Raw genomic sequence first — 17527 nt, 5'->3', positions numbered from 1 at the left:
GCCTGAGTCCGATACAATATCGACATCAGGCCTTGGTTGCCGCTTAGAAATGAGTCCAACTTTATGGGGTCACTTCACATATCCGGCTTTTGTGTATGTGGCGGCTACTGCAATAAGTGTACTGTGTCTCTTATTCTCGTTAAAACGACAACAAGCTTAGTAAATCCTTAGCATGTGGCTAGATAACGCTTATACCCCCACCAAAGGCGCGGTATATATCGACTAATCGGTTGAAACTTTGTTGCTCAAGTAAAGCAAGTTGATCTCGGCTTTGTAAGGCATCACGCTGGGCTTCTAATAACTCAAGAAACTCACCGCTGCCTGCTTCGAAACGTTGACGTGCTAACGTCATCGCTTTTTCACTTGCTTGCCATTGATACTCAGTACTTTGTTGTTGCTGACGGCTAAAATTGTAACTTTGTAAGGAAAATTGCATGTCAGCGAGGGCATCAAAGACCTGTTGCTCAAATTGCGCAAGGGCGATATCAGAGCTTGCTTCAGCCTGACGAATACGCGCTTTCACCGAGGCTAAATCAGCCGCTTGCCAGCTAATAGTAGGCGCGACACTCCAGCTTTTTGTATCCCCGCCTAGGGTCAACCCTGGGCCAGATAAAAATCCTAAAAAACCACTTACTGATACATTCGGGTATAAATCTGCGGTCGCTACACCAATGCGTGCAGTGCTGGCGGCTAAAGCTCGCTCAGAACTGGCCACATCAGCGCGATAGCGTAAGTAATTTTTACCAGGTACTAGCGCAATAGGTTGTGAAAGTTGCGGTAAATCCGGTTGCGTATTCAGTGCTAATTCACCGGGTTTTTTAGCCAATAGAGCCGAAAGCGTCGCGTCTGCACGGACGAGTAAGGTACGCATTTGCGGTACGGTAGACTCAACCTGAAATACTTGGGCATCAATACGCGCCATTTCTAATTCAGAGGCAAATCCTGCTTGATAGCGGGCTTTCACAATCGTGCGAGTTTGGCGTAAATTTGCTAGGTTCTGCTCAGCCACTTTTAGGCGGAACTGGGCACCGCGATAATCACCGTAACTCGCCGCCACTTGGCTAATAATTTGTAGTTGAGCGTCATGCCACAAAATATCGGCTTGTTCTGCTTCAGCCAACGATGCTTCAATGGCGCGGCGTACTTTACCGAACAAATCCACATCCCACGTCAAATTAGCACCCGTGTTGTAACCGCGAGTAATTGTATCGTTGTCAGACCTCAGTACAGTTTGGTTTTTCGATGCTGAATAACCTGCGTCTAGCGTGCCTTTTGGCAATAAGTCATTCTGGCTGTCACGGAAAATGGCATATGCACGTAACACGTTGGCCTGAGCCTGAACGAGGGTACGGTTTTCTTTAAGCGCCTCATCAATTAAATGGTTTAGGTCCTCGTCACCGAAGGCTTGCCACCAATTGGTTAACTTTTCAGCCTGTTCGTATGAGCCAACAAGCTCGATATTATTGGCTTTGTCAGGCACCTGATAATCAGGCCCCACACTACAGGCACTAAGGGCAGCAATAAATGCTGCGAGTGTGCCGATTTTTAACATATTACCCATGGTCAGCCTCCTGTTTGGCAGTGTTTACTCGCGTTGTACGGTTTGATTGGCGCTCGCCGCGTTTGGCGAGCACGTAGTAAAATAATGGCGTCAGTAGCAGGCCGAAAACGGTCACGCCGATCATGCCTGAGAACACAGCAACGCCCATGGCTTGGCGCATCTCAGCACCGGCACCACTTGAGAACACCATAGGCACCACACCCATAATGAACGCGATGGATGTCATCAATATTGGGCGCAGTCGTAAGCGACCGGCTTCAAGAATGGCCTCGTAGGCGGTTCTACCTTCGTCTTGCAATTCTTTGGCAAACTCGACTATCAAAATAGCGTTCTTGGTTGCCAGTCCCACCAGTACAATAAAACCGATTTGGGTGAAAATGTTGTTGTCACCCCCAGCGATAAGTACCCCGCTTAATGCTGACAATAACGTCATGGGAATAATCAAAATGATCGCCAATGGTAAACTTAAGCTCTCGTACTGGGCCGCTAACACCATGAATACCAACAAAATAATCAACGGGAAGATATACATCCCTGCATTGCCCGCCAATATTTGTTGGTAGGTCAATTCGGTCCACTCGTAGCTCATGCCGTTGGGCAAGGTTTCTGCTAAGATTTTTTCAATCGCTGCCTGTGCTTCACCAGAGCTAAAGCCAGGGGCGGCGCCGCCATTGATTTCAGCGGTGGTAAAACCGTTGTAGTGCATCACTCGGTCAGGACCAGCGGTGTTATTTACATTAATAAATGAGCCGATAGGGACCATGTCACCGTTGTTGTTGCGTACTTTTAGCTGAGCAATTTGTTCTGGGGTTTGCCTGAACTGTTCATCCGCCTGTACGTTAACCTGATACGTTCGGCCAAACTGGTTAAAGTCATTGGCGTACACAGAGCCCATGTAACCTTGCAATGTCGTGAATAGCTCATCCAGCGAAACAGACTGCTGCTTAGCTTTGGTGCGATCAATATCCACATCGAGTTGAGGTACATTGATTTGGTAGCTTGAGAACACGCCTGCTAATTCAGGTGTCGCCCACGCTTTTTGCATAACCTGCATGGTAACTTTGTATAGCTCGTCGTAACCGTAATTAGCGCGGTCTTGAATTTGCAATCTAAAACCCCCTATGGTGCCTAAACCTTGTACTGGCGGCGGCGGGAAAATAGCGATATAAGCATCTTCAATGGCGGCAAATTTTTGGTTAAGAGCAGCGGCAATTGCGCCAGCTGACAACGACGGGTCTTTTCGGTCTGCAAAGTCATCAAGAGGGGTAAAAACGATGCCGCTATTGGTGCTGTTGGTAAAGCCGTTAATGCTCAAACCAGGGAAGGCAACTGAGTGCGCTACACCGGGCTGTTCCAGAACAATACGCGACATCTCTTTGATCACTTCTTCTGTGCGCTCAAGTGATGCCGCATCAGGCAATTGGGCGAACGCGACTAAATACTGCTTGTCTTGACCAGGTACGTAACCTGTTGGCGTGGTGGCGAACTGCAAACCGGTTAACCCCACTAGGGCAACGTAAATCACGCCTACCAGTAAACCAAAGCGTAAAACCTTTTTCACAACCCAGCCGTAACCGTCAGACAAACGCGCGAAGAAACGGTTAAACGGATTAAACAACCAGCCGCCCAGTAGTTTGTCCATACCGCGGGTTAGGGCATCTTTCTTGCTGTCGTGGCTTCTAAGCAATAATGCAGATAGAGCAGGGCTTAGGGTTAACGAGTTAATGGCTGAAATAAAAGTCGAAATAGTAATAGTCAGGGCAAACTGCTTGTAAAACTGCCCCGTTAAGCCTGACATAAAAGCGGTAGGTATAAACACCGCCGCCAATACCAATGTGGTGGCAACAATCGGGCCAGTGACTTCTTTCATGGCCTTTTGGGTTGCGGCCACAGGAGATAAGCCGTCTGCGATATTACGTTCAACGTTTTCAACCACCACGATGGCGTCATCTACGACTATACCAATGGCCAGTACCAAGCCGAATAGTGATAGGGCATTTAAAGAAAAGCCTAATAGATGCATAAAGGCAAAGGTGCCCACTAATGATACCGGCACAGCAACCAATGGAATGATTGAGGCGCGCCATGTTTGTAAAAACAGCACTACCACCAATACCACGAGTAATATGGCTTCGAGCAAAGTTTTCATCACGGCTTCAATTGAGCCCCGTACGAATACTGTAGGGTCATAAACGATGTCGTAGCTTAAACCTTCAGGAAAGGTTTTTGATAGCTCAGCCATTTTACTGCGCACGTCATCGGAGATTTGAATCGCGTTTGAACCCGATGCCTGAAACACCGGCATAGCAGCCGCATCTTCATTATCAAGCATTGAACGCAGAGCATAAGTTGACGCACCTAACTCAACACGGGCAACGTCTTTTAAGCGGCTAATTTGCCCTTGCTCACCGACTTTAATGATGATGTCTTCAAATTCTTTTACGTCGGTTAATCGACCTTTTACATTGATAAGAAGTTGAAAGTCACTGCTACCACTTGGCTGAGCACCTAAACTACCTGCGGCAGCCTGCTGATTTTGCTCACGAATGGCCGCCACAATATTGGTAGGAGATAAACCTAGGGCTGATACTTTACTAGGGTCTAACCATACACGCATGCTGTAGTCACCAGCACCGAATACCCGAACTTGTCCCACACCTTCGACTCGCGCTAATTCGTCTTTAACGTTCAGCACTGCGTAGTTTGATAAGTACAACATGTCATAGCGATTATCAGGCGAGATTAAGTGCACCACCATGGTTAAATCCGGTGATGACTTCTCAGTCACAATTCCTAAACGCTGTACTTCTTCAGGTAAGCGCGGCTTGGCACGTTCAACGCGGCTTTGCACTTGGGTTTGTGCCAAATCGACATCACTGCCAATAGCAAATGTGATGGTCAGCGTCATGCGCCCATCAGACGTGGCCTGAGAGGACATGTACAACATGTTCTCAACGCCATTAATTTCCTGCTCAAGGGGGGAGGCAACCGTCTCAGCAATTACCTTAGGGTTAGCACCCGGGTAGTTAGCCGTAACGACCACGGTAGGTGGCACAACCTCAGGATACTCAGTAATGGGGAGTTGCCATACAGAAATAGCCCCCACAATAAAGAAAATCAGCGAGATAACAGCCGCAAATATGGGGCGACGTATAAAAAACTGCGAAAACATGAGTGGCTCCCTTAACCGCGGTCGGCGAATGTTTCGTTGGCTTGCGCCGTCAATTCATTGCTGGTTTGGTCGAGTAATTGCTGTTGTCGGCGAAGTGCAGTTAGGGCTGCTTGAGAGGTCATATCAACAACCTTAGGCTGAATTTGCATATTCGGCCGAACGCGCTGTAAACCGTTGACGACTATGGTCTCTTCAGGTAACAAGCCATCAGTGACTATGCGTAAACCGTTGATTTTTTCGCCTAATACCACGTTACGATATTCCAGTTGGTTGTCTTGGTTGACTACCAATACAAACTTTCTGTTTAAATCGGTGCCAATGGCTTTTTCATCGATCAAAATACCTTGATATGAATTGCTGCCAGTCAGTTTTACCCGAGCGAACAGTCCAGGCAGTAAAGTATGTTGATCATTTGCAAAGGTGGCGCGAATACGGATGGTGCCGGTTTGTTGGTTAACTGCGTTATCAACAAAATCGATATTGCCGGTATGTGTGAAGTTCGCGTCATTGGCAAGTGCCATGTAAACGGGATTGCCCGTTGCATCGCGGGTATTAGAGCGCTGGCCTGATTCTGCCAATTGGGCGTATTTTAAGTAAGTTCGCTCGTCTACATCGAAGTAGGCATACATCTTGTCCATCGAGACGAGGCTGGTAAGCTGACTTTGCCCAGCATTCACAAAGTTGCCTTCGGTGATCAGCGCATAAGACACACGGCCAGCAATAGGCGCGGTTACCTGGGTGTAAGATAAGTCTAATTCAGCACGTTCTAACGCGGCAGAAACAGATGCGACAGTCGCTGAGGTTTGTTGTTTACGGGCTAAGCGACCGTCTAAAATTTCAATAGAAACAGCACGTTGCTCACTGAGTGTTTTAGCGCGCTCATAATCATTTAGCGCTTGAACAGATGCACTCTTTGCACTTTGTAATTCAGCGTTAAGGCGATCAACTTCTGCTTTGAAAGGACGTGGGTCAATCTGAAACAATACATCGTCTTTGGCAACAACTGCACCTTCTTCAAACAACACATTTTCAATATAACCTGAAACACGGGGCATCAATGTGACGGTTTGCGGTGCTTGCAAGCGGCCGGTGAACTCGTCCCATTCAGTGATGCGCTCGTTTACCACTTGGGCAACGCTGACTTGCGGGGCAATAGGTGCTTCGGGTTGGTTCGATGTATCTGGATTGCCACAAGCAACCAACACAACACTGGCGATCCCGCCTAGTAGCAAATTTTTGATGGTGTGTTTTGCACTCATGACATTCATTTCCTCTGATTTTACTTTGTTCAAAATGGGGTTCTTAATAAACGTTGCTATTTATGTACTGGTCGGTAAGAATATAGATGAACTGTTTTTAGTCAATCTGTTTCTGTACCGATAGGTAAGTTATTTTAATTATATTTAATATCAGTTTTGTATAGCTGCAAATAATCGATGATTACGTGCTGTTTAAATGCAGTGAGATGTGAACTTTATACTGAGTAGCGTGCCTAACCATACGGTACATAATACGCGGGGATTAACGGAATTTGAATGTCGAAAGCTTCAGTAATCTTGCCTAATCCTGCACACATTAGGTGCTAGTTGTATTGTACTAAAGAGTATATAACCCTATATAGACAAGGGTTACTTACCTGTTTACTATGTAACCATATTTATATCAGGAGCTAAAACATGAGTGCTGTTAGTTGTACTGCCGCAGTGGGAAGGCCACGGGCTTTTGACATGCAAACTGCGCTTGAAAAAGCGTTAGACGTATTTTGGACCAAAGGATATGACGGTGCCTCTCTGTCTGATTTAACCAGTGCCATGGGGATCAATAAACCCAGTTTGTATTCTGCATTTGGTAATAAAGAGCAGCTGTTTTTAAAGGCCATCGAATTTTATGAAACCCGGCCCTGTGGTTTTTTTAAGCCTGCATTAGCGCAATCTACGGCATACAAAGTTGCAGAGTTTATGTTGTTAGGTGCAGCACAAACTATGTCTGATCCATCTCATCCTCAGGGATGTGTCATGGTGCAAGGTGCTTTGGCGTGTAGTGAAGCCGCTGCTGGCGTAAAAGAAGTATTGATTAAACGCCGTCAACAAAGTGAATCAGATTTGCGCGACCGTTTCGAGCTGGCGAAAGCCCAAGGTGATTTATCGAGTGATGAAGATACAGAAGCATTGTCTCGCTACCTTTGTACGGTAGTCAACGGTATTGCCATTCAAGCCAGCAGTGGTGCAAGTGAAGCGCAGTTAGTGGATGTGGCTAACATGGCTTTAAAGAGTTTTCCGCGTAATTCGTAGTCCCCACTCGTCGTTCGCCACTTGTAATTTACAAGTTGTGACTCGCTGTGAACAGTTCGCCATCCGTACTTAGCTGTCTTTTCCTTTACGGGGAATAGGCAGCACTTCTGTTGTCACTACTTCAAAGTTTAGCGCTTCTTGCATCAATCTTAGTCAATCTAATTAATGTGCTTAAAATCTACTAATATCGGATATTGTGCAGCTAACTTCGGCTAAAAGTTAGGTTAACCAACAACGCCGTTATTTTCAGGTACAGGCGGTTGCTTTATCTCCATTTTAGGCCGCCTTTTTATCGTATAGATTATGTTAATTTATACATAAACAAAGGGCTGCAAAGATGTTAATTGCCTTAGCTTGTGGGTATAATCGAAGCCAGTTCAGGCCGCGAAAAACGAACACGTTTGATTGAGTACCAAGGCAATAATTCGCTAATGGTTTTTTCAAGCGAAACAAATGCAGCTAATATGCAAAAGGGTGTAGTACCGATACGTTCGGAGTCCTTTATACGTTTCTCGTCAAATCAATTTTTTACGATTTTTATACGGAAGAAAGTTATGAAGATAGTTTGCGTTGGTGAAATGCTCATCGATTTTGTATGTACAGATACCAACAAAGGTTTGGTCAACGGCGTTAATTACGTTAAAAAATCTGGTGGTGCTCCCGCCAACGTAGCAGCCTGTATTGGTAAATTAGGTGGCGATGCCGTTTTAGTCGGCTCAGTTGGAAATGACCCATTCGGTGAGTTTTTAATTAACGAAGTAAAAGGCTACGGCGTAAATACCGACCAAGTGGCTTCTTTATCTGCATCAACCACGCTGGCTTTTGTGTCTTTAGGCGATAACGGCGAGCGTGAATTTGCGTTTAATCGCGGGGCTGACGAACAATTAAATCTTGATGATGGCGCAATTAGCGCTTTGCTCGACGACTCGATCTTGCATTTAGGGTCAGCCACTGCACTGCTTGGCGGTGAATTAGGCGACAGCTACTTACGTTTAGCTGAGCAAGGCAAGAAAAATGGCAACATTATCTGCTTTGACCCTAACTACCGGATAGATTTATGGCGCGGCCGAGATGCTGAATTTAGAGAAATCTGTAACCGTTATTTCGCTTTAGCAGATATGGTCAAAGTCAGCGACGAAGAACTAGTATTGTTGTCGCAACAAGACGATATGGCAGCTGGTTGCCAATATTTTCATGATTTAGGCGTAAAAGTGGTGCTAGTTACCCTTGGCCCAGACGGTTGCCTAATTTCGCAAAACGGTCAGCAATATATTGTGCCGGCTTATGAAATTAACGCTGTTGATACCACAGGCGCAGGCGATTCATTTATCGGTGCTATTTTGTTTCAAATGGCCAATAGCCCAGCAAGCAACAACTTCTATCAAGATGAGTTTAAAGGCTTTATTGAATTTGCTGGGAAAGTCAGCGGATTAGTGTGTGCCAAAATTGGTGCAATGACCGCGTTACCAACCTTACCTGAAGTGAACGCGATGACGTTCGTGGTCAAAAAGAAGTAGTCAGGCACGCCAGCGCGCAAGTCACAAACATCAAAAAGGGACCATTTGGTCCCTTTTTTGTGCCCGCATTCTAAGCTGTATTCTGGGCTTTGGGTTTGGCGATTTTAGTATGGCGCGCCAAGCCAAGCGTTAATCAATGCTCAGCAAACGCTCGGCGGTGTATTCGTTGGTGATCAACGAATTAACCAGCTTTGAGCGCAGCGCCCCTAAAATGGCGTAAACTTTTTCTTCACCGGCAGCTATGGCAAATACGGGGTTGCTTGAAGCAACAATAAGCGGTGTACTCGCCACCCGTTGATTGATACCGCAATCTAACAATTGCCCATTTTTGTCGAAAACCCAGCTGATAATTTCGCCGACCGCACCACCCGTTTGTAATTCGTCTAATTCTTCAGGTGTAACAAAACCGTCTAAATGCAATGGCGAATTAGTCCCTAGATTCCCTACACCCACAAAGGTTACATCCGCTTGTTGAGCCAATGCCATATTTTGCGCAATGTGCGGCATGGCATGTAGTTGATCTTTCGCTTTCACACTTTGCGGTAATACTGGTAGTGGCATAGGATAATGCTTGGCGTTAACACGTTCAGCCATACGCACGACTACATCGTAAGGAGACGCAGCTCCATCAGATGTCATATTACCAAGTAAGGCAACAATTCTGTGTTGGGTACAATCAAGTGGCGCCAACTCGTCTACGCAGGCACGTAGTACTCGCCCAGTACCCATAGCCAATATTTTAGGTTGTGTGGATTTTAGATGACGTTCAATTTCGTTCGCACCGGCTTGAGCCAAACCCACAGTTGAAGTCGGATCGCTAATGTCACTGGGCACCACTTCGCAAGAAAGTAGACCAAAGCGGTTAGCAATTTTCTCAGCCAAATCCATGCACTTAGCAATAGGATGATCGAGCCTAACTTTTACTAACTTTTCACTAACGGATAATGCCACCATACGTTGAGCAGACTGGCGAGAAATGCCAAGCTTTTTTGCAATGTCATCTTGCGTGTTACCCGCAACATAATATAACCAACCGGCTCGCGCGGCGTCGTCTAATCGTCTATTTTCTGCACTGGAAAGCTTAACCACGTTTATCTCGCATATTAGGTATTGTGTTGAGCGTTGGTGCAAGCGCAAAGAGATCTTGCCAATTTTGGATCGTCGTCAAATTATCGACTAAAGATTCAACGGGTTGCCTCCATTGCTGCATATGGCCTGCGCCAGCATAACGGACGACTTGCATTTGGGCTGCCTTGGCACCGTCGATTCCAGCAGGGGAGTCTTCAATCACTAGGCAATGTTGAGGTAGAACCCCCATTTTTTCTGCTGCATGTAAAAATAAATCAGGGGCAGGTTTACCGTTTTCTACTTCAGAAGCGGTGAAAACCTGCTCTTTAAAATAGTGCTCAATACAGGTTATCTCAAGGGCTCGACTAACGCGCTGAGGGCTACTACTGGTCGCCACACAATAAGGCACTTTGAGCTGTGATAACATTTCCTCTAGCCCAACTGTGGGTTCGAGTTCCTCAGCAAAAACTTGCATTAACGTCGTTTGATAGTCCTGAGAAAACGAACTCGCCAGTGTAACGTTAAAGTCAGCGAAAATTTTTGCTGTGACATGCTCAAAACTATGGCCGAGGAAGTTCGCTTCAAAATATTCATCGGATATTTCCACGCCAAGCTCTAAGAGCATTTGTAGCAATACGCGTTTACTTATAATTTCACTATCTATCAGTACCCCATCGCAATCAAAAATGATTAATTCTATGGGGTACTGCAAAAATGATGTGTGGGAAGGAGTCATTCAATAACCGACAATGTTTATTATTGTTTCAAATACCACTCTAAGGTCTTTTCAGTACCTGAAGCCCAGAGCATGTCTAACATCGACGTAAAATGTTTAACAAATACGTTGTTGCGTGAGAGTGTCCCAAATATGTCCGTCATTTGCAAAAATATTGCGGGTTCGATTTTGGCCATAGAGGCTTGTTTTGTAAGCCTTTTAGCTTGCGGGTCGTCGATAAATATTTTGCTATCAGGAATATCTCCTTCAGCACAAAGTCGACACCACAATGCCACGACTAGCGCTAAACCAGCGCAATCTCTACCTTGCTCTAAATTCGCTGTAATAGTGGGCAAAATAAACTTGGGTAAGCGGTTTGATGCATCTTGGCAAAGGCGCGGCACAGTATCGCACACTTCTGGGTTAGCAAATCGTGATTCGATTACGGTAAAATAGTCATCAAAATTGACCCCTGGTACTTGAGGCAAGGTAGGGATAACTTCCTGTGTAACCAGCTTTTTCAAGTACTGGCTTATCAAAGGATGAGCCATAACATCGTGCACAAAATGAATGCCAAATAAAGCACCTGGGTAAGCAATTGCCGCATGCCCGCCATTTAAAATACGTAATTTCATCAGTTCAAAAGGGGCGACGTCTGTCACAAATTCGACACCGACTTCTTCTAGAGGGGGGCGGCCATTAGCAAAGTTATCCTCTAATACCCATTGTCTAAATGGCTCACAAAAAACAGGGGCTTGGTCTTCTATATCAAACAATGTCACCAAACGCTGGCGCTCTTGTTCTGATGTTGCCGGAGTAATACAGTCAACCATAGAGTTCGGAAAGGTAACATTTTTGCTAATCCACTGGGCTAAATCGCTGTCAATCGCTGCTGCCATTTCGCTAACAACTCGTTTGGCAATTTTACCGTTGTGAGGAATATTGTCGCAGGACATAATAGTGAACGCTGGCTTATTTTGTTCCTTACGACGTTTTAGTGCCGCAATAATTAAACCAAATACGGTTGTTGGGGAGTCAATATTAGCGATGTCTCTTTGGATTTCATCATGGGCAAGATTAAACCCGCCCGTTTTGTCGTCCATAAAGTAGCCACCCTCGGTAATAGTCAGAGACACTATGCGGATCTGACTATCTGTTAGCGCGTCAATTAACGTACTGGCATCATTTTCGATAAAATCCAGCATCGAAGCGCAAACTCTAGCGGTGAGTCCTTTTGCGTCTAACTCTACCACGGTCGTTAACCAATCTTGCGCTTTCAATTTATCGCGCATAACCGCGTCATAGGATTTAATGCCTGCTCCTCTGATAGCCCAATCATAAGCCAGGCCTGCGTTAAATAGTTTGTCTAGATAAACCGCTTGATGAGCACGATGGAAATTACCGACACCAATGTGAATAATACCGGGTGAAAGCACTGCGCGTTGATAATGGGGTTTAGACACGTTTGGCGGTAAGGCATCAAGTGTGTCAAGGCCAAGTTTAATAGTCATTGAATTGAGCTCCTATGCTATGTAGCAAAATGCTAATACAAATCAGGTTGGTTAATTTCGCGGTTGAAAATAGCGAGACAAACCTAAAAGGGTGTGTCTCGCTGTTTAGTCTAGTTACCCGAAAATGGAGTGGGTGGCAGAGTCTTACCCGCTGCGTCAAAATGCATGATTTTGTTTTGCGGTGCGGTCAAGTTCACATTGTCGCCATATTTCAATGGGCAATCACCATCAGCTTTAAGCGTAAGCGGACCCACGCCATCAACATGAATATGTAGAAAGGTTTCTGACCCCAGATGCTCAATTACACCCACTTTACCCGTCCAAAGGCCTTTATCTTGTGTCACTTTTAAATGTTCCGGACGTACACCAACGCAACTGGTTGGATTGCCGTCAACGGGTTCAACCTCAATAAAGTTCATTTTAGGCGAACCTATAAAGCCCGCAACAAAGCGATTGACTGGGGTTTGATACAACTCAAGAGGGGTGCCGACTTGCTCAATCACACCGGCGTTAAATACCGCAATGCGATCCGCCATAGTCATCGCCTCTACTTGATCGTGCGTAACATAAATCATTGTTGTATCTAGGGTTTTGTGTAATTCAGAAATTTCTAGCCGCATATTAACGCGCAATGAAGCATCTAAGTTCGATAGTGGCTCATCAAATAAAAATGCAGAAGGTTGACGTACAATCGCACGACCAATTGCAACACGTTGTCGCTGACCACCTGATAATTGTCCAGGTTTACGATCCAGATAATCACCCAAGTTTAATATTTTTGCCGCTGAGGCAATCTTCGCCTCAATTTCAGCAGGGGGAACTTTCGCTCGTTTTAATGGAAACGCAATATTGTTGCGCACCGACATGTGTGGATACAGCGCATAAGACTGAAACACCATGGCTAAGCCTCGCTTTGCCGGAGGCGTATTTGTGGCATCTTTTCCGTCAATATCGATATTGCCGCTGGTGGTATCTTCTAATCCTGCGATCATCCGTAACAAAGTTGATTTACCACAACCCGATGGACCAACAAATACGATGAACTCGCCATCATGAATTTGTAGATCTATTGGTTTAATTACATTTACGTCGCCGAAAGTTTTCGTGACCTGTTTTAAAGTAATGCTGCCCATGATAACTCTCCTATTTTACTGCGCCGAAGCTTAATCCGCGCACTAATTGTTTCTGACTAAACCAACCAAGTATAAGTATGGGCACAATGGCCATCACAGATGCTGCTGATAACTTGGCGTAAAATAATCCTTCAGGACTTGAATAACTGGCAATAAATGCTGTTAACGGTGCTGCATTCGCTGCGGTTAATATAAGCGTCCAAAAAGCCTCATTCCACGCTAAAATAACGTTTAACAGCAGCGTAGAAGCAATACCAGGTAGTGCGAGCGGCAGTAACACATGAAATATCTCCTCACCAATACTACAACCGTCCATACGGGATGCTTCAAGGATTTCATGTGGGATTTCTCTAAAGTAGGTGTAAAGCATCCACACCATTATCGGTAAGTTGACTAGTGTCATAACGATGACCAAGCCCAATTTAGTGTCAAGCAAAGAAAAATCTCTAAACATCAAATAAATAGGGATAAGTACACCGACCGGCGGTAACATTTTGGTCGACAGCATCCACATCAATAGATGTTTAGTTCGTTTAGTTTGTACAAATGCCATGGACCAAGCTGCGGGTATGGCTATGATTAAACCTAGCAAACTAGAACCAATAGAAATCACAACAGAATTCCAGAAATGGTTAAAGTAGGGTGAACGCGCCAGCACATCTGAATAGTTTTCAAGTGTCCAATCAAACATAAATAGACTGGGGTTAGCTGATATTGCCTCTGCTTCCGTTTTAAAGCTGGTTAGCAAGGTCCATAAAATGGGGAAAAAGATCATTCCACTTATGCCCCAGGCTAAAGCGGTATAAATAATTTTAGATTTATTACTATTATTCGTCGCCATAACTTAGTCCTCCAGGTTTTTGCCAATTAAGCGCATAAGGAAAATAGCGACAATATTGGCAATGATTACTGCGACAATACCGCCTGCTGAGCCTCCGCCAACATCAAATTGAAGTAACGATTGCGTGTAAATCAAGTAGGTAAGATTGGTCGAGGCATAGCCCGGGCCACCGCTAGTTGTGACCAGTATTTCAGCAAATATCGACAACAAAAATATGGTTTCAATTAGAATTACCGCTGTGATAGCGCGAGATAAATGCGGCATAACGATATAAATAAATTTACTAAACGGACCTGCTCCATCCAAATCAGCAGCTTCTAATTGCTCACGGTCAAGGGACTGAATAGAAGTGAGTAATATTAACGCTGCAAATGGAAGCCATTGCCATGACACTATGATAATAATTGACAGCAAGGGTATTTGTGCAAAAAAATCAACAGGTTCGACGCCAATCCAAATTGCAAAGTGTGCAAACAAACCATTCACCGGATTCATCAGCATGTTTTTCCACACTAGAGCAGAAACGGTCGGCATAACAAAGAACGGCGCTAACACCATAATGCGGACGTAGTTTCGTCCCCAAATTGCTTGGTCAAGCAAGATTGCGAGTCCAATACCACCACAAATAGTGATTAGCAGTACACCGCCTACCAGCAACAATGTATTGAAAAAAGAAGCAAAAAAAGCAGGATCTGTCAAAAAGAACTCATAGTTTAAAAAACCAATAAATTCTTCGTTTCCGGGTGTGAGTAGATTGTAATCTAAAAATGAGAAATACAATGTCATGCACAGCGGCACTATCATCCATGCCAACAACAATACGACGGATGGAAATAACATCATTCTAGCTAAGTTACGAGATTGCATCGTCGCCATAATCTAGACCTTCTTCAAGTGAAAACCATGGGTAAGTGACTTGCACTTACCCCCCATCAACAATTAGCTATTTTGGATAACGAGCTTTACGCATTGCGCGTTCGACCAAGCGTTGTGAACTAGCCAATGCTTGTTCTACCGTCATCTGCCCAGTCAATGCAGCGGCAAATTGTTGGCCTACGGCAGTACCAATACCCTGAAACTCAGGTATGGCCACAAATTGCACGCCCACATAAGGCACGGGTTGCACGGTTGGATTTTTCGGATCCACTGACTCGATAGACGCCAGAGTGATTTCAGCAAAAGGCGCGGCGTTTAGGTATTCAGGATTAGCATATAAAGATGTACGCGTTCCTGGAGGCACGTTAGCCCAACCTTTTTCTTTGGCGACTAGAGCAAGGTACTCTTTAGATGTTGCCCAGCTAATAAACTTCATGGCTGCTGCACTTTTTTCGCTGCTAGAAGGTACTGCAAGTGTCCAAGCCCATAGCCAGTTTCCGCGCTTACCTAAGCCCATATCTGGCGCCATGGCAAAGCCCACTTTATCGGCGACTTCAGAATCTTTTTTGTTAGTTACAAAGGCACCAGCAACAGTGGCATCTATCCACATGCCGCACTTACCTGTTTGAAACAACGCCAAATTTTCATTGAATCCGTTTGAAGATGCGCCCGCAGGGCCAGATTCTGTCATTATGTCAACATAGTATTGTAAGGTGTCTTTCCACTGTGGTGTGTTGAACTGCGGCTTCCAATTTTCATCAAACCAACGTGCGCCAAACGAATTTGACATGGCGGTAATCAACGCAATGTTTTCACCCCAGCCCGCTTTACCACGTAAGCAAATACCATAAACACCGGCATCGCTATCTGTCATCGCTTTGGCCGCTTTGCGAATAAATTCCCAGCTAGGCTTAGTGGGCATTTCAAGACCGGCTTTTTCGATCAAGTCTTTGCGGTACATAACCATCGAGCTCTCACCGTAAAAAGGCGCAGCATATAATTTGTCGTTTACTGATAGGCCGCTTCTGATAGCCGGTAGTAAATCTTCTTCATCATACTCCTCGCCTAAGTCGTCAAGTTCAGTTAACCAACCTTGCTTACCCCAGATAGGTACCTCGTAAGTACCAATTGTCATAACGTCGTATTGGCCACCTTTAGTGGCAACGTCTGTAGTAACCCGTTGGCGTAATATGTTTTCTTCAAGCGTGACCCACTGAAGGTCAATATCAGGATTTTTCTTTTCAAAATCGCTACTGAGTTCTTTCATGGTGATCATGTCACCATTGTTTACTGTGGCGATGGTGATAGTTTCAGCAATGACAGTTGCGCTAAAACCTAACGCAACACAAGTCAGCATAGTCAATTTGTTTAACATCGGGCATTCCCCTTATGTACAAAGTTGGATGTCTCATTCACGTAATAGGCAAATAAGACAGTTGTTATAATTTATATTAGCTTACAATTAGATAAAGCCGACAGAAGTCGGCTGATAGCTAAAACTTAACCGAAATTTCAGATGTGATACCGTCAAAACCAGCGCCAATTTGGCCGCCAGAGTTAATGCCTTCGTCTTGGTCAACATATTCGATTTTCAACAGAGTTTTATCGTTGAACCAATAACCGGCTGCGACTTGTAGGCGCTCAACTGTATTGTCGGTTTGGGCGATAAGATCCGACGTGTTCTCAGCTTCTGCGTAACGCGCGGCTACATAGAATTTGCCAGGAATAACATAATGCTGAGCTTCAACTGTCCAGTACTCAACCGACGTATCGCCTTTAATAACGCTATTAGAATCGAAAGTTGTTCCTGTCGGATCAGCTACCCCGTCTACACCAAAGTAAGTAATACCAGCTACTGCGTTGCCTGCTGAATCTGCGAAAGTATAATCGTCACTGGACTTACCAATCATAAAGATCAAGCTAGTTTCAGCTGATGGCTGGTAGGCTAAGTTCAATTGAATGGTTGTTTGGTCAAGGCCTGGCATAACACCAACATGGGTATCACGCTCACTTGAAGCTGAGGCAGAGAAGTTATAGTTTTCACCGTCTCCAAAGCGATAGTTGGTAGTGGTCAAACCGTCAAGACTGGCCACGCCGTTCTCAAAGCGTAATTGATCGCCCTGATTTGCTTGCAAGAAATTCAAACCGACTTTAAAGCCACCCGTAAACTCAACAGCACCTTGTAAGAGGTAGTTAAAACCACGATCTTCTTGAAACGCTTCGCCAAAACTTGAGGTTGTAACATGGCCGACCACGTTGAAACTGCGAACCACACCTTCATCGTATGTTTCGGTATATCTTAATTGCGCACCATTTTCTGCTGTTGCGTAATCGGTTATTCCGTTACCGATAAGCGCATTAGCTTGGTTGTCAGCGCCGTCTTGAAAGCCTTTAAATTGGAATGGAGAACCGCCAATGTTACCGACACGAAGTATTAGGTTAGCGTTTTCACGCTCATACTCAGTAAGACCAAATAAATCAAACTCGATACCAGCGTAATCATTGTGGAATGAGAAATCACGGTCACCGTTGTTACCGAAGTCATTCGGCTCTTCAGCGATGTCTATATCGGCTGAGATAAATTCAGTGATGTGGAATTTAAGCATGAGGTTAGCTCTGATACGCCCAAAGCCAGAAGACTGTTCTTCGTCCACAGGACGAAATGCCCCTTCTTTAGCTTGAATGGCTTGGTAGTTTTGCATTGCGAGGAAATTAACCTCTGCACGTCCATCAAGGAATTCCGCAGCCTGCAGGTATGAAGGTGCAGACGCGGCCATAACAGCTGCAGCGACTACGCCCAATTTAGTTATGCGTTGAATATTAGATGTATGAAGGTCTGTTC

Annotated in this window: 13 protein-coding genes; 2 read left to right on the top strand and 11 right to left on the bottom strand. The window is 45.0% G+C overall.

The window, feature by feature from the left end; translation table 11 throughout:
• Positions 1-178: 178 nt before the first annotated feature.
• Genes GQS54_RS22200 through GQS54_RS22190 form a run of 3 tightly spaced genes read right to left on the bottom strand, consistent with a single transcriptional unit; the run spans position 179 to position 5992 of the window.
• On the bottom strand, positions 179-1561 hold the full coding sequence (locus GQS54_RS22200) for an efflux transporter outer membrane subunit (protein ID WP_166426104.1): 1383 nt from the start codon (positions 1559-1561) through the stop codon (positions 179-181).
• On the bottom strand, positions 1554-4733 hold the full coding sequence (locus GQS54_RS22195; protein WP_166426103.1) for a multidrug efflux RND transporter permease subunit: 3180 nt from the start codon (positions 4731-4733) through the stop codon (positions 1554-1556). Before GQS54_RS22195 ends, GQS54_RS22200 begins: the two co-directional genes overlap by 8 nt.
• 11 nt (positions 4734-4744) lie before the next feature.
• A complete protein-coding gene (locus GQS54_RS22190) occupies positions 4745-5992 on the bottom strand; it encodes an efflux RND transporter periplasmic adaptor subunit (protein ID WP_166426102.1) in 1248 nt (415 codons plus the stop codon).
• Positions 5993-6409: 417 nt separating this feature from the next.
• Here GQS54_RS22190 and GQS54_RS22185 point away from each other — a divergent pair, with 417 nt between their 5' ends.
• Together GQS54_RS22185 and GQS54_RS22180 are read left to right on the top strand one after the other, a co-directional pair.
• Positions 6410-7024, top strand: a complete 615-nt coding sequence (locus tag GQS54_RS22185; protein WP_166426101.1) for a TetR/AcrR family transcriptional regulator — start codon at positions 6410-6412, stop codon at positions 7022-7024.
• A gap of 554 nt (positions 7025-7578) precedes the next feature.
• Positions 7579-8541 (top strand): carbohydrate kinase, encoded by a 963-nt coding sequence (locus GQS54_RS22180; RefSeq protein WP_166426100.1) that lies wholly within the window; start codon positions 7579-7581, stop codon positions 8539-8541.
• Between the two features lie 129 nt (positions 8542-8670).
• On the opposite strand, the gene GQS54_RS22175 is transcribed toward GQS54_RS22180, so the two are convergent.
• The 8 genes from GQS54_RS22175 to GQS54_RS22140 form a co-directional block, all read right to left on the bottom strand.
• Positions 8671-9630: a sugar-binding transcriptional regulator gene (locus GQS54_RS22175; RefSeq protein ID WP_166426099.1), complete on the bottom strand. Its 960-nt coding sequence runs from the start codon at positions 9628-9630 to the stop codon at positions 8671-8673.
• Positions 9623-10345 carry an HAD family hydrolase gene (locus GQS54_RS22170; protein ID WP_166426098.1) on the bottom strand — a complete coding sequence of 241 codons (723 nt, stop codon included), beginning with the start codon at positions 10343-10345 and terminating at the stop codon, positions 9623-9625. The genes GQS54_RS22175 and GQS54_RS22170 overlap by 8 nt, the downstream gene beginning before the upstream one ends.
• Before the next feature lie 20 nt (positions 10346-10365).
• Entirely contained in the window at positions 10366-11835 is a 1470-nt protein-coding gene (locus tag GQS54_RS22165; RefSeq protein WP_166426097.1) for a mannitol dehydrogenase family protein, read from the bottom strand.
• 110 nt (positions 11836-11945) lie between these two features.
• Positions 11946-12968 carry an ATP-binding cassette domain-containing protein gene (locus GQS54_RS22160; protein ID WP_166426096.1) on the bottom strand — a complete coding sequence of 341 codons (1023 nt, stop codon included), beginning with the start codon at positions 12966-12968 and terminating at the stop codon, positions 11946-11948.
• A gap of 10 nt (positions 12969-12978) precedes the next feature.
• Positions 12979-13809, bottom strand: a complete 831-nt coding sequence (locus GQS54_RS22155; protein ID WP_166426095.1) for a carbohydrate ABC transporter permease — start codon at positions 13807-13809, stop codon at positions 12979-12981.
• Between the two features lie 3 nt (positions 13810-13812).
• A complete protein-coding gene (locus GQS54_RS22150; RefSeq protein ID WP_166426094.1) occupies positions 13813-14685 on the bottom strand; it encodes a sugar ABC transporter permease in 873 nt (290 codons plus the stop codon).
• A gap of 67 nt (positions 14686-14752) precedes the next feature.
• Positions 14753-16060 carry a sugar ABC transporter substrate-binding protein gene (locus GQS54_RS22145; protein ID WP_166426093.1) on the bottom strand — a complete coding sequence of 436 codons (1308 nt, stop codon included), beginning with the start codon at positions 16058-16060 and terminating at the stop codon, positions 14753-14755.
• A gap of 118 nt (positions 16061-16178) precedes the next feature.
• Positions 16179-17462, bottom strand: a complete 1284-nt coding sequence (locus GQS54_RS22140; protein WP_166426105.1) for a hypothetical protein — start codon at positions 17460-17462, stop codon at positions 16179-16181.
• Between the last annotated feature and the right edge of the window lie 65 nt (positions 17463-17527).

It is taken from the genome of Paraglaciecola sp. 20A4, assembly GCF_011378905.1.
Taxonomy (GTDB): domain Bacteria; phylum Pseudomonadota; class Gammaproteobacteria; order Enterobacterales; family Alteromonadaceae; genus Paraglaciecola.
Note: the sequence above shows the minus strand (reverse complement) of the source record. Positions and strands in the feature narration are given on the sequence as shown.

Bases quoted from the DNA above. Each gene is read 5' to 3' on its own strand.
- GQS54_RS22200 (WP_166426104.1), bottom strand. From the start codon at position 1,561: ATGGGTAATATGTTAAAAATCGGCACACTCGCAGCATTTATTGCTGCC.
- GQS54_RS22195 (WP_166426103.1), bottom strand. From the start codon at position 4,733: ATGTTTTCGCAGTTTTTTATACGTCGCCCCATATTTGCGGCTGTTATC.
- GQS54_RS22190 (WP_166426102.1), bottom strand. From the start codon at position 5,992: ATGAGTGCAAAACACACCATCAAAAATTTGCTACTAGGCGGGATCGCC.
- GQS54_RS22185 (WP_166426101.1), top strand. From the start codon at position 6,410: ATGAGTGCTGTTAGTTGTACTGCCGCAGTGGGAAGGCCACGGGCTTTT.
- GQS54_RS22180 (WP_166426100.1), top strand. From the start codon at position 7,579: ATGAAGATAGTTTGCGTTGGTGAAATGCTCATCGATTTTGTATGTACA.
- GQS54_RS22170 (WP_166426098.1), bottom strand. From the start codon at position 10,345: ATGACTCCTTCCCACACATCATTTTTGCAGTACCCCATAGAATTAATC.
- GQS54_RS22165 (WP_166426097.1), bottom strand. From the start codon at position 11,835: ATGACTATTAAACTTGGCCTTGACACACTTGATGCCTTACCGCCAAAC.
- GQS54_RS22160 (WP_166426096.1), bottom strand. From the start codon at position 12,968: ATGGGCAGCATTACTTTAAAACAGGTCACGAAAACTTTCGGCGACGTA.
- GQS54_RS22155 (WP_166426095.1), bottom strand. From the start codon at position 13,809: ATGGCGACGAATAATAGTAATAAATCTAAAATTATTTATACCGCTTTA.
- GQS54_RS22150 (WP_166426094.1), bottom strand. From the start codon at position 14,685: ATGGCGACGATGCAATCTCGTAACTTAGCTAGAATGATGTTATTTCCA.
- GQS54_RS22145 (WP_166426093.1), bottom strand. From the start codon at position 16,060: ATGTTAAACAAATTGACTATGCTGACTTGTGTTGCGTTAGGTTTTAGC.
- GQS54_RS22140 (WP_166426105.1), bottom strand. From the start codon at position 17,462: ATGGCCGCGTCTGCACCTTCATACCTGCAGGCTGCGGAATTCCTTGAT.